The 12,217-nt window shown below is 61.2% G+C and carries 9 protein-coding genes; 2 read left to right on the plus strand and 7 right to left on the minus strand.

The window, feature by feature from the left end:
• Positions 1-33: 33 nt before the first annotated feature.
• Positions 34-597: a TetR/AcrR family transcriptional regulator gene (locus HX812_RS23270; protein ID WP_038850444.1), complete on the minus strand. Its 564-nt coding sequence runs from the start codon at positions 595-597 to the stop codon at positions 34-36.
• 125 nt (positions 598-722) lie between these two features.
• Here HX812_RS23270 and pssA point away from each other — a divergent pair, with 125 nt between their 5' ends.
• Positions 723-2,066, plus strand: coding sequence for a CDP-diacylglycerol--serine O-phosphatidyltransferase (pssA, locus tag HX812_RS23275; protein WP_038850445.1), 1,344 nt, complete (start codon positions 723-725; stop codon positions 2,064-2,066).
• 63 nt (positions 2,067-2,129) lie between these two features.
• Here pssA and efeO (HX812_RS23280) read toward each other — a convergent pair whose 3' ends face one another.
• Genes efeO (HX812_RS23280) through efeU form a run of 4 tightly spaced genes read right to left on the minus strand, consistent with a single transcriptional unit; the run spans position 2,130 to position 6,346 of the window.
• Positions 2,130-2,948, minus strand: a complete 819-nt coding sequence (efeO, locus tag HX812_RS23280; RefSeq protein ID WP_038850447.1) for an iron uptake system protein EfeO — start codon at positions 2,946-2,948, stop codon at positions 2,130-2,132.
• Between the two features lie 26 nt (positions 2,949-2,974).
• Positions 2,975-4,273: an iron uptake transporter deferrochelatase/peroxidase subunit gene (efeB, locus tag HX812_RS23285; RefSeq protein WP_038850548.1), complete on the minus strand. Its 1,299-nt coding sequence runs from the start codon at positions 4,271-4,273 to the stop codon at positions 2,975-2,977.
• Positions 4,274-4,287: 14 nt separating this feature from the next.
• Positions 4,288-5,490 carry an iron uptake system protein EfeO gene (efeO, locus tag HX812_RS23290; RefSeq protein ID WP_038850448.1) on the minus strand — a complete coding sequence of 401 codons (1,203 nt, stop codon included), beginning with the start codon at positions 5,488-5,490 and terminating at the stop codon, positions 4,288-4,290.
• Positions 5,491-5,500: 10 nt separating this feature from the next.
• Positions 5,501-6,346 carry an iron uptake transporter permease EfeU gene (efeU, locus tag HX812_RS23295; RefSeq protein ID WP_038850450.1) on the minus strand — a complete coding sequence of 282 codons (846 nt, stop codon included), beginning with the start codon at positions 6,344-6,346 and terminating at the stop codon, positions 5,501-5,503.
• Positions 6,347-6,515: 169 nt separating this feature from the next.
• Here efeU and HX812_RS23300 point away from each other — a divergent pair, with 169 nt between their 5' ends.
• Positions 6,516-7,532 carry an AraC family transcriptional regulator gene (locus HX812_RS23300; RefSeq protein WP_038850452.1) on the plus strand — a complete coding sequence of 339 codons (1,017 nt, stop codon included), beginning with the start codon at positions 6,516-6,518 and terminating at the stop codon, positions 7,530-7,532.
• A gap of 84 nt (positions 7,533-7,616) precedes the next feature.
• Here HX812_RS23300 and HX812_RS23305 read toward each other — a convergent pair whose 3' ends face one another.
• Entirely contained in the window at positions 7,617-9,032 is a 1,416-nt protein-coding gene (locus tag HX812_RS23305; protein WP_038850453.1) for an efflux transporter outer membrane subunit, read from the minus strand.
• Complete coding sequence (locus HX812_RS23310) at positions 9,029-12,208, minus strand: efflux RND transporter permease subunit (RefSeq protein ID WP_038850455.1); 3,180 nt, start codon at positions 12,206-12,208, stop codon at positions 9,029-9,031. The genes HX812_RS23305 and HX812_RS23310 overlap by 4 nt, the downstream gene beginning before the upstream one ends.
• Between the last annotated feature and the right edge of the window lie 9 nt (positions 12,209-12,217).

A 12,217-nucleotide genomic window follows, 5' to 3' on the forward strand; every position in this document is an offset into this window, starting at 1 on the left:
AGGATTGATCGGAAGTTGCGCCTACTGGCAGGTTCAAAGTCCCAATAACGTTCGCGCCATGCATTGCGCATTATCGGCAGCCGTTGAATCGCCCATCACCAGGGCAACGGTAATGGCGCCATCGATCAGGATCAGCAGTTGCGCGGCCTGCCGTTCGGGGTCGGGGGTGCCATGTGCTTGACACAGTTCAAGTGCGTACTCGAACAGTTTCTGTTTATGCGCCTTGGCCAACAGGCGCACCGGGTCTTGCGGGTCACCGGTTTCACCACTGGTGTTGATGAACGCGCAGCCCCGGAAGTCAGCCGTGCCGAACCAATCCTTCAGCGCGCTGAACAGCGCCAGCAGGCGTTCTCCCGTGCCATCGCGGCGTTCCACTTCAGTGCGCAGCCACTGCATCCAGCGCTCATCGCGACGCTGCAGGGCGGCCATCACCAACTCGTCTTTATTGGCAAAGTAGCGGTAGATACTTTTTCTCGAGACACCGGCGGTCTTCACCAGGAAGTCCATGCCGGTGGCGGCGATGCCATGGCGATAGATCAACTTTTCAGTGACGTCGAGGATAATGTCGCGGGTTTCATTACTGGTCATGTCGTTCATGTTGCGAACAGTAGAACGATCGTTCTTCTTGGTCAATTAAAATTTTTCCACGCGCCGCAGCGAGACCTGAGCACCCCCATGGTGTAAGCTCGGGGCCTCTTCGGATTCGACCCATTGCGAGCCTTATGCCGTCGTTCTTCAAACGCTCCCTGTTGCCCAAACTGCGCGGTTTCCCCCTCACTCCCGATGCCCTTGAGGTGCTGTCTGGCGCCGACGCCTATCGTCGCTGCCTGCTGGAGAAAATTGCCCAGGCCACCCGGCGCATCTATATCGTCGCGCTGTACTTGCAGCAGGACGAAGCGGGGCAGGAAATCTACGACGCCCTGCACGCCGCCAAGGCTGCACGCCCGGAGTTGGACATCGTGGTGGTGGTCGACTGGTTGCGCGCCCAGCGTGGTTTGATCGGCGCCGGCAAACAACCGGGCAACAGTGCCTGGTACCAGGCCATGACTCAAAGCCACAGCAGCGAAGTGCCGGTGTACGGCGTGCCGGTGCAAACCCGCGAGTTGTTCGGCGTGCTGCACCTCAAGGGCTTTGTGATCGACGACACGGTGCTGTACAGCGGCGCCAGCCTGAACAACGTGTACCTGCACAAGTTCGACAAGTACCGCTTCGACCGCTACCACTTGATCCACAATCCAGCGCTCGCCGATTCCATGCAGCACCTGGTGGAGCACGGCCTGGTGGCGTCCAAGGCGGTCAATCGCCTGGACCTGCCCAACCCGCCCACTACCCGCAGCCTGCGCAACGATATCGGCGATCTGCGCAGCCGCCTGAAGCACGCGGCTTACGACACCACGGCCGGGCAACTGCCCAATGGTCACCTGTCAGTCAGCCCTTTGCTCGGGGTCGGCAAGAACAACCCCCTGAACCGGGTGATTCTCGAACTGATCGCCAGCGCCCAGCATCAGCTCACCATCTGCACCCCGTACTTCAACCTGCCGCTGCCGGTGACCCGTGAAATCAACCGCGCCCTGGCGCGTGGGGTGAAGATCGATATCGTGGTCGGCGACAAGACTGCCAACGACTTCTACATCCCGCCCAGTGAGCCGTTCAAGGTCATTGCGGCGCTGCCTTACCTCTACGAAATCAGCCTGCGCCGCTTTGCCAAGCGCCATCAGCCGATGATCGACAGCGGCCAGTTGAACCTGCACCTGTGGCGTGACGGCGATAACACCTACCACCTCAAGGGCATGTGGGTAGACCAGCGCTACACCTTGCTCACCGGCAACAACCTCAACCCGCGCGCGTTCCGCCTTGACCTGGAAAACGCCTTGTTGATCGATGATCCCAAAAGTGAATGGCTGGCGCCGCGACGTACCGAGCTGGCGCAGATTTTCCAGCACACCACGCGGATCGAGCGTTATCAGGACCTGCAAACGCTGCCGGATTACCCGGAGGCAGTCGGCAAGTTCCTGCGCCGTGTCAGCCGTGTGCGGATCGAACGCTTGCTGTACCGCATCCTGTAAACCTGCGGGCAAAAAAAGACCCAGCGCCTTCAACAGGCGCTGGGTCTTTTTTTTGCGTGTCGCTTAGTTCAAGCCCAGCTTGCCGCGCAAGGTGGACAGGTCTTCCGCCAGGGTGTTGACCGGGCCCACCAGGGCCTTGCGATCGTTTTCCTTGACCTTGTCGTAGGTCTCGAAACCACCGTCCTTGGTCTTGTACTTGGCCAGGATCTTGTCCACGGTGGCGAAGTTCTTGTCGACCTTGGCCAGGAACGCTTTGTCTTGTTTCTCGATCTGGCCACGGAACAGGTCGACGATCTTCTTCGCACCGTCGATGTTGCCCTGGAAGTCATACAGGTCGGTGTGGCTGTAGCGGTCTTCTTCGCCGGAGATCTTGGTGGCGGCGACTTCTTCGAGCAGGGCTGCAGCGCCGCCCACGACTTTTTCCGGCGGGAAGGTCAGGCCGTCGACGCGGGTCTTGAGGTCGTTGACGTCGGTGTTGAGCTTGGCGGTCAGCGCTTCCAGGCCCTTGGTGGTGTTCTGCGAGAAAAGCGCGTATTCAATGCGGTGGAAGCCGGTGAAGTCTTCGGCGGTGACGCCTTTTTCGTGGTCGTCGACGCGCGAATCGATGGACGCATCGAGGTCGCTGAACAGCTCGGCGATCGGCTCGATGGACTCATAGTGCACACGGGTCGGCGCGTAGAGTTTCTTGGCGGTGGCCAGGTCGCCCTTATTGATGGCGTCGGTGAAGGCTTGGGTCTGAGTGACCAGCTCGCCGATTTCTTCGGTGACGTAGATCTTGTAGTCCGACACCGGCCCTACCAGGTCCAGCGGTGCGGTAGCGGCGAAGGCTGCCAGCGGCGAAATGGTCAGCAACAACGACAACGCGATAGACGACTTTTTCATGGGACGATTTCCGCTCTGGGTTTGTTTTAGGTATGGGCAGTGGTGTGAGGGTGCGTTGCAGCCAGCAGCGTGCGGCCGATGAAATCCTTGGGCCCGGTGACGCCCGGCAAGGTGAAGAAGTACCCGCCGCCGACTGGCTTGAGGTATTCCTCCAGGGGCTCGCCGTTGAGCCGGGTTTGCACGCTGATAAAGCCTTTCTCCAGGTCAGCCTGGTAGCAGATGAACAACAGCCCCATGTCCAGCTGACCGTTTTTGTTGACGCCGTTGGAGTAGTTGAACGGCCGGCGCAGGATCAGGTTGGCCTGAGTCTGCGGGGTGCGCGGGTTGGCCAGGCGGATGTGGGCATCGAGCTTGGTCACTTTGCCTTCCGGGTCCTTGCTGTAATCGGGCACCTGGGTTTCTTTGTCGCCGTCCATGGGCGCACCGGTCGGCTTGACGCGGCCGATGATGCTTTCTTGTTCTTGCAGTGGGGTACGGTCCCAACGCTCGACGAAGTTGCGGATGATGCGCACCGCCTGATAACTGCCGTTGGCCGCCCAGGCCGGTTCGTCGCTGCCCGGTTGCACCCACACAATCTGGTCCATGGCCTTGGCGTCGTTGGAGTTCGGGTTGGCCGAACCGTCACGGAACCCCAGGAAATTGCGCGCGCTCTGCGCAGGCTCGCCGGGTTTGCTCGGCGCCTGAGGCGGCACGCTGCCTTCCTGCTTCCAGCGCACCAGCAACAAGTCGGGCAGGTTCTTCACGATGTCGCGCAGGGCGTGGATATTGGTGTCCGGGGTGTTGGAGCTGAATTGCAGACTCAGGTCGCCGTGGCACTGCGCCGGTTCCAGCGCATCGTTGGGAAACCCGATCATGCGACTCAAGCGTTTGGGCTTGACGGCGCTGAGGCCGAAGCGCTCATCGAACAGGGATTCGCCGACCGATACGGTGATGGTCAGGTTGTCCGGCGTGACCACCGGGCCGAGGATGCCGGAGTCGGTCGGCGGCAGTTTCGGGTCGACTTGCGGCACGGTGCCGCCGGTCATCAGGAAAGCGATGCGTTCGTTCAGGGTGCGGAACAGGCGCTCCAGGTCTTCGCGGTCGCTCGCCAGCACATCGAACGCCACGAGCATGCCGCAGGCTGGGCGCGGCGTGACGATGCCGCTCTGGTGCTTGCCGAAGAAATCGTGGTGATCCTGGGTCTTTTCGCTGCGCGGTGCGGTGGTGACTTGCTCGGCGGCCATGGCCGGGCAGGTCAGGGTGCTGCCGGCGATGGCGGCGCCGGTGGCAGCCATGCCCAGCAGGACACGGCGGCGAGTAAGGTCAAATTGTTCTGAATCACTCATGTGTGCGGTCGTCTTCACTGCAGGCCGGAGAGGCCAAGGGCGGGGTCGATTCCATCGAGTGCAGCGGCCAGAGCCTTGGCCTTGTCGGCGATCTGCTTGCGCTGATCGGCGGTTACGCTGTCGTAGGTGGCGTAACCCTTGTCGACCTTGAAGACCTGGAGTTCGGCATCAAAGGCGGCGAGGGCGCTGTCGACCTTGGGCAGCAGGTCGGCGGCAGACTTGGTCAGCAGTGGGCGCATCAGGTCGACAACCTTGTGGGCAGCTTGCAGGTTGGCGGCGAAACCATTCAGGTCGACGTGGCTGTAGCGCTCCTCTTCACCGCTGATGGCACGTACATCGGCCAAGCTGTTGAGGTTGCGCACCACAATGCTCACCAGTTGCTCCGGCGGCAGCGACTGGGCGAGCAGTTGTTGCTTGAGCGTGGTGACGTCAGTCAGCAGGCGCTGGGCAACCGGCGCCAAGCCATCGAGACTGCGTTGTTGGAACAGGCTGTATTCCAGGCGGTGGAAGCCGCTGAAGGCTGGGTCCTGCTCGCGTTTTTCAAAGTAGTCGGCGCGGGCGTTGATCGCGTTGTCCAACTCGGCCAGGCGTTGCGACGCGGGGGCCAGGCGCTGGTAAGCCTCGCGTGCCGGAACGTAGAGCGCTTGAGCCTGGGCCAGGTCGCCGGCGTCGACGGCCTGTTGCAAGGCGGTGACGGCCTTGACCAAGGCGCTGCCTTGGCTGCTCAGGTACACGCGGAATTCCGACAACGGCCCGATAAACGCCACCATCGATGGCTTGGCCTTGGCTTGTGCGTCGGATTCGGCGGTCGGCGTTACGTGCAAGGTGCCGCGCGGGTTGCTCAGCAGGCCGCAGGTGATCGCGTAGTCGCCGGGCAGCAGGTTGGCGTTGATCACCTGGCTCAGGCCGGGGGCGATGTTTTCACGTTCTTCAACCACCAGCACGCCGTCGAGGATTTCCCATTCCACCGCGCGGTCGGAGCGGTTGATGATTCGAAAGCTGGCGCGGCCGGCGGGCACCGTCAGTTCATTCGGTTCGCAGGCGTGGCCATGGATGGTCACGGCGATTTCATTGTGGTTGGTCTGGCGCTTGCTGGCCGCCAGTTGCGAGGCGTAATAGAACAGGCCTCCGGCGGCGATCATCACGACCACCGAACCCGCCACTGCCCAGCGCAGGGCGCGGGGTGGCGAGGAGGGTTGAGGAGTAGGCTTGGACAAGAGGCGGTCCTTACTGGCTGGAAACGGAAGAGGGCGAGGCGGCAGGCTTGGACGGTGCGGCGGGCAGGAAGAACATCACCAGCGCCACCACCAGGTAAATCACGTAGGCGCCGAGGGTGCTGATGGTCGGCGCTTCCTGATAGCCGAACATGCCGGCCAGTACCGAGCCCAACGGGCTGTCCATGGGCAGTGCGGCGCTGAAGTCGAAGAGCACGGTTTGCAGGTGATTCCATACCCCCGCTTCGTGCAGGGCTTGCACTGAATTGGCGAGGATGCCGGCGGCCACCACGAGGATAAACAGGCCGGTCCAGCGGAAAAACGCGCCCAGGTTCAGGCGCATGCTGCCGGTATAGATCAGGAAACCGACGATGATCGCCAGGATCAGGCCGAGCAGGGCGCCAATCGGCGCGCCTGGGCCTTCGCTTTGTTGGAACACGGCCAGCAGGAAGAACACGGTTTCCAGGCCCTCACGGGCCACGGCGAAAAACACCATGAGAATCAGCGCGGTGACCTGATGCTTGGAACCAGCCAACGCGTGATCGAGGGATTCGTGCAGGGAATGCTTGATGGAGCGCGCCACCTTGCGCATCCAGAACACCATGGAACTGAGGATACCCACGGCGACCAGGCCGACGATGCCTTCGAACAGTTCCTGCTGCTTTTGCGGGAATTCGGCGCTGACCAGTTCCAGGCCACCGCCGACCAGCAGGGCCAGTGCGGCGGCGAGAAATACACCGATCCACACGGCGGGCATCCACTGGCCACGGCCGGTCTGTTGCAGGTAGCTGGCGATGATGCCAACGATCAATGCGGCTTCAATGCCTTCGCGCAGCATGATGAGGAAAGGAACGAGCATTTGGCACCGCGTCACAACTAGATAGGGTGCTAAGTTGTAACATAATGATACTCATTGCTAAACAACAATTCTTGACGTTTGCTGAACATGGGCTGAACGGTGGTGGCAATGCGCGTCCGCCCTTATGATGCGTGCCATTCTTTGCGCAGCTCTGGATACGCGGTCCACCATGTCGGAAAAAGACACCATCTCCATTCATCTTGTGCGTGAAGCCTTGTTGCAAAGTTGCGACGGGGATGTGGCCCGTGCCGACGTGCTGCATAAAGCCGGCATTGACCCGCAGTGGCTGGCCGAGCCTGCCGCACGGGTTTCGGCCACCACCTACGCACGACTGTGGCGCCTGCTGGCACGGCGCACCGACGATGAGTTCTTCGGGATGGACCCGCGCAAGCTCAGGTCCGGCAGCCTGGCGTTTCTCTGCCGTGCTGCAATGGCGCAGCCGACCCTCGTCACCGCCCTGGAAACTGGGCTCGGGTTCCTGTCACTGATGCTGGAGCGATTGCCCGCTGAGTTGGTGCGTCAGCAAAGCCTGGCGGAGATCGTGCTGGTTGAGCCCGAGGCGGAACCCAAACGAGCCTTCACCTACTTCACTTACTGGATGATCGTCCACGGTGTTGCGTGCTGGCTGGCAGGACGCCGTATTCCAATCCTGGCGATTGAACTGCGCTGCGCAAAGCCGCACTTCTGCGACGACTATCAGGTGATGTTCTCCGACAACCTGCGTTTCGACCGACCCCGCACACGCATGATCTTCTCCGCCGACTGCCTGGACCTGCCGATCAAGCGTACCCCGGAAGAACTCAAGCGTTTCCTGGCCCACGCACCGGCCAATATCCTGGTCAAGTACCGCGACCCCGACAGCCTCGCCACCCGCATCAAGCACGACCTGCGCCAATTGCCCCCCGATACCTGGCCGGAAACCGAAGGGCTCGCTGTCAGCTTGTGCATTTCGGCGTCAACCTTGCGCCGTCGTCTGGCTGAGGAAGGGCAGACCTATCAGGGGCTCAAGGACAGTGTGCGTAAGGAATTGGCGATTGTGTGGTTGGCGGAGCCACAGATCAGCTTTGCCGAGATTGCAGGGCGTTTGGGGTTTGCTGATACGAGTTCGTTTTATAAGGCGTTTCGTAAGTGGGCGGGGTCGAATCCGGGGCATTATCGGAGTTTGATTCTGGGTGAAGCGGGTTAATCAGGACCAAAAAAAACCCCGTGACCGAATGGACCACGGGGCAAAAAATTGGCTGGATGCGACCAACCAAAGGAGCTCTTTACATCACTTGGCGCTGGCGACCACCGTATCCGGCTTCCAACCACCACCCAGGGCCTTGTAGATCGCAACAATGCCGCGATACAGGTCCACTTCGGCCTGGGCCTGGGAGTCTTCGGCGGCCAAGCGCTCACGTTGCGCGTCGAGCAATACCAGGAAGTCCACGGTGCCTTCGCGGTAGCGGATCGCTGCCAGGTCGGCGGCGGCGCGGCTGGATTCGCTTTGGCGGATCAGCGAAACCAAACGTTGCTGACGCTTGCCGTAGTCGCTGAAGGCGTTCTCGGACTCTTCCAGGGCTAACAATACTTGTTGCTCGTAGGTCGCCAGGGCGCCATCTGCCTCGGCATCGGCGCCGCGCAAACGGGCGCGCACGCTGCCCAGGTCGAAGGCTGCCCAGGTGATGCTTGGGCCCAGGGCCCAGGCATTCGCGGCGGACGAGCCGATCTGCGAGCCACGCCCGGCGGTAAAGCCAAGGAAGCCGCTTAGGCTGACCCGTGGGAACAGGTCGGCCTTGGCCACGCCGATACGCGCGGTGGCGGCAGCCAGTTTGCGTTCGGCGCTGAGGATGTCCGGGCGACGTTGCAGCAGTTGCCCTGGATCGCCAATTGGCAACGCCTTGGCAATCGCCGGCAGGTCTTTCGGGCCCAGGTCGACGGTCAGCTTGTCTGGACGCTGGCCGAGGAGGGTGGCGATGCGGTTACGCTCGCGCACTTGCTCGGCCTGCAGTTGCGGCACGCTGGCTTCGACGGCCGCGAGGCGTGCGTCAGCACGCTCCACGTCAAGTTGGTCGCCGACACCGGCATCCCGCAGGCTGACGGTGATGGTGCGCGATTCCTGCTGGTTCTTCAGGTTGTCCAGGGCAATGCGTTCACGCAGTTGCGCACCCCGCAGTTGACCGTAGGCATCCACCAATTCGGCAATCATGGTGACTTGCAGTTGGTACAAGTCAGCCTCGGCAGCCTGCTGGTCGGCGTCGGTGGCTTCCAGGTTGCGCTGGATGCGACCAAACAGGTCCAGTTCCCAAGCCATGTCCAGACCGAGGTCGTAACGCTCGGTCTTGACGCGACTGGTGGTCTGGCCTGGAATCTGGCCTTTGCCCTGGTCGCTGCTGACCCGGCTGGTGATGGTCGGCATGGCGTCGTTGCTGGCGTCATCGCGAATCGCGCGGGCCGCCCGCAGACGGGCAAAAGCGACGCGCAAATCACGGTTGCCTTGCAGCGATTGGGTCACCAACTGGTTGAGGGTCGGGTCTTCGAACTGCTGCCACCAGATGCCTTCGAACTTGGCGTGGTCATACGTTTTGGCATCGGCAGCGGCCGTGATATTGGCCGCCTCCGGTGTCTGGGCTTTGTAGTCCGGGCCCACGGCACAGGCGCTCAGCGCCAGTACCAGCAAGCTCGGCAAAAATACTTTCACACTCATTGCTGTGTCTCCAGCTTCAAGGCCTTGGCCGCTTTGCGTGCCTCTTGGCGCTCCACATAGCGACGGATCAGTACGTAGAACACTGGCGTCAGCAACAGACCGAAGAAGGTCACACCGATCATCCCGGAGAACACCGCCACACCCATGGCATGACGCATCTCGGCACCGGCACCGCTAGACAGCACCAGTGGCACCACACCCATGATGAAGGCGAAGGAGGTCATCAGGATCGGCCGCAGACGCAGGCGGCAGGCTTCCAGTACCGCAGCGAGCGGGTCGAGGCCTTCTGCCTGTTTGTCCTTGGCGAACTCGACGATCAGAATCGCGTTCTTACACGCCAGGCCCACCAGTACGATCAAGCCGATCTGGGTGAAGATGTTGTTGTCGCCGCCCGAGATGATCACCCCGGTAATTGCCGACAGCAGGGTCATCGGTACGATCAGGATCACCGCCAATGGCAGGCTCCAGCTTTCGTATTGGGCGGCCAGTACCAGGAACGCCAGCAGTACGCAGAGCGGGAACACGAACAGGGCGGTGTTGCCCGAGAGGATTTGCTGATAGGTCAGGTCAGTCCACTCGTAGGTCATGCCGTTGGGCAGTTCTTCTTTCAGCAGTTTCTCGATCGCCGCTTCTGCCTGGCCCGAGCTGTAGCCCGGTGCAGCGTTGCCGTTGATTTCAGCGGTGATGAAGCCGTTGTAGTGCATCACGCGGTCCGGCCCCGAGGTATCGCTGACCTTGATGAAGGTCGCCAGCGGGATCATCTCGCCTTTGTTGTTGCGCACTTTCAGCTGGCCGATCTGGTCTTCATCCAGGCGGAACTGTTGCTCAGCCTGTACGTTGACCTGGTAAGTCCGGCCGAAGCGGTTGAAGTCGTTGGCATACAGCGAGCCAAGGTAGATCTGCAGGGTGTCGAAGATGTCGCTGATCGCCACGCCGTGGGTCTTGGCCTTTTCACGGTCGATGGCGGCATCGACCTGTGGCACGTTGACCGTGTAGCTGGTGAACAGGCCGAACAGCTCCGGCGTGGTGCGGCTCTTGGTGATGATGTTCTGCACTTCTTTGTACAGCTCGTCGTAACCCAGGTTGCCACGGTCTTCGATCTGCAGGCGGAAACCACCAATCGTACCCAGGCCCTGTACCGGCGGCGGTGGGAAGATCGCCATGTAGGCTTCCTGGATCTCGCTGTATTTACCATTCAACGCGCCGGCAATCGCACCGGCCGACATGCTCGAGTCTTTACGCTCGTCGAACGGTTTCAAGGTCACGAACACAATGCCGCTGTTCGGGCTGTTGGTGAAACCGTTGATCGACAGGCCAGGGAAGGCTACGGCGCTTTCTACGCCCGGTTGTTTCAGCGCGATGTCGGACATGCGCTTGATCACGTCTTCGGTGCGGTCCAGGCTTGCGGCGTCCGGCAATTGGGCGAAGGCCACCAGGTATTGCTTGTCCTGGGCCGGTACGAAACCGGTCGGCGTGTGGGCAAAACCGAACCAGGTCAGCACCATCAAGCCGGCATACAGGAACAACGCGATACCACTGCCGCGAATGACCCGACGCACGGTGCCGACGTAGCCGTGGCTGGCTTTGTCAAAGAAACGGTTGAACGGTTTGAACAACCAGCCACCGAAGAGCTTGTCGAGAACCTTGGAGAAACGATCCTTCGGCGCGTCATGGCTGCGCAGCAACACAGCGGCCAGGGCAGGGGACAAGGTCAGTGAGTTGAACGCCGAGATCACCGTCGAGATCGCAATAGTCAGAGCGAACTGTTTATAGAACTGTCCGGTCAAGCCGCTGATGAATGCAGCCGGGATGAACACCGCACACAGCACCAACGCGGTCGCGATGATCGGGCCGGTCACTTCGCTCATGGCTTTTTCAGTGGCCGGGAACGGTTCCAGGCCCAGCTCGATGTTCCGCTCGACGTTCTCCACCACCACGATGGCGTCGTCCACCACGATACCGATGGCCAGTACCAGGCCGAACAGCGATAGCGCGTTGAGCGAGAAGCCGAACAGGTGCATCACCGCAAACGTACCGATCAACGATACCGGCACCGCCACCAACGGAATGATCGAGGCGCGCCAGGTCTGCAGGAACAGGATCACCACCAACACCACCAGGATCAGCGCTTCGAAAAGGGTATGCACCACTGCCTCGATGGAGCCGCGCACGAAGATGGTCGGGTCATAGACGATGCTGTAGTCCATGCCTTGCGGGAAGCTCTTTTTCAGCTCTTCCATCTTGCCGCGCACTTCGTTGGAGATCTCGATCGCGTTGGAGCCTGGGCGCTGGAAGATCGGGATCGCCACGGCCGGCTGATTGTTCAGCAACGAACGCAGGGCGTATTGGCTGGAGCCCAGCTCCACCCGTGCGATGTCTTTGAGGCGGGTGATTTCACCGTTATCGCCGGAGCGAATAATGATGTTCTCGAACTCTTCCTCGGTCACCAGGCGACCTTGGGTGTTCACCGACAACTGGAATGCGGTGGCGGTCGGTGCAGGTTGCGCACCCAGGGCACCGGCGGCCACTTGACGGTTTTGCTCACGGATCGCGGTCACCACATCGGTGGCCGTCAGGTTGCGCGAAGCGGTCTTGTTCGGGTCCAGCCACACCCGCAGGGAGTAGTCGCCCATACCGAACAGTTGCACGTCGCCTACACCGCCCAGCCGTGCCAGCTCATCCTTCACGTTAAGCAAGGCGTAGTTGGACAGGTAAAGCATGTCGTAGCGCTGATCCGGGGAGGTCAAGTGCACCACCATGGTCAGGTCGGGGGAGGCCTTGTCCACGGTGATACCGATGCGCGTCACTTCTTCAGGCAGTTTCGGCTGAGTCCGGGTCACGCGGTTTTGCACTTGCACCTGCGCGTTGTCCAGGTCGGTACCCAGGGCGAAGGTGATGGTCAGGGTCAGCTTGCCGTCGGCGGTCGACTGCGAGGACATGTACAGCATGTTCTCGACGCCGGTGATCGCCTGCTCCAGCGGAGCGGCCACGGTTTCACCGATGACTTTGGGGTTGGCGCCCGGGAAGTTGGCACGGACCACGACGGTCGGCGGCACCACTTCCGGGTATTCGCTGATCGGCAGTTGGAACAGCGAGATTGCGCCGGCGATCAGGATCAGCAGCGAAAGCACTGCTGCGAAGATCGGCCGCGAAATGAAGAACTTGGAAAAATTCATCTTGAGTCG

It is taken from the genome of Pseudomonas sp. IPO3749, assembly GCF_013386605.1.
GTDB lineage: Bacteria > Pseudomonadota > Gammaproteobacteria > Pseudomonadales > Pseudomonadaceae > Aquipseudomonas > Aquipseudomonas azotoformans_A.

Coding starts and splice junctions, on each gene's coding strand:
- HX812_RS23270 (WP_038850444.1), bottom strand. CDS start 597: ATGAACGACATGACCAGTAATGAAACCCGCGACATTATCCTCGACGTC.
- pssA (WP_038850445.1), top strand. CDS start 723: ATGCCGTCGTTCTTCAAACGCTCCCTGTTGCCCAAACTGCGCGGTTTC.
- efeO (WP_038850447.1), bottom strand. CDS start 2,948: ATGAAAAAGTCGTCTATCGCGTTGTCGTTGTTGCTGACCATTTCGCCG.
- efeB (WP_038850548.1), bottom strand. CDS start 4,273: ATGAGTGATTCAGAACAATTTGACCTTACTCGCCGCCGTGTCCTGCTG.
- efeU (WP_038850450.1), bottom strand. CDS start 6,346: ATGCTCGTTCCTTTCCTCATCATGCTGCGCGAAGGCATTGAAGCCGCA.
- HX812_RS23300 (WP_038850452.1), top strand. CDS start 6,516: ATGTCGGAAAAAGACACCATCTCCATTCATCTTGTGCGTGAAGCCTTG.
- HX812_RS23305 (WP_038850453.1), bottom strand. CDS start 9,032: ATGAGTGTGAAAGTATTTTTGCCGAGCTTGCTGGTACTGGCGCTGAGC.
- HX812_RS23310 (WP_038850455.1), bottom strand. CDS start 12,208: ATGAATTTTTCCAAGTTCTTCATTTCGCGGCCGATCTTCGCAGCAGTG.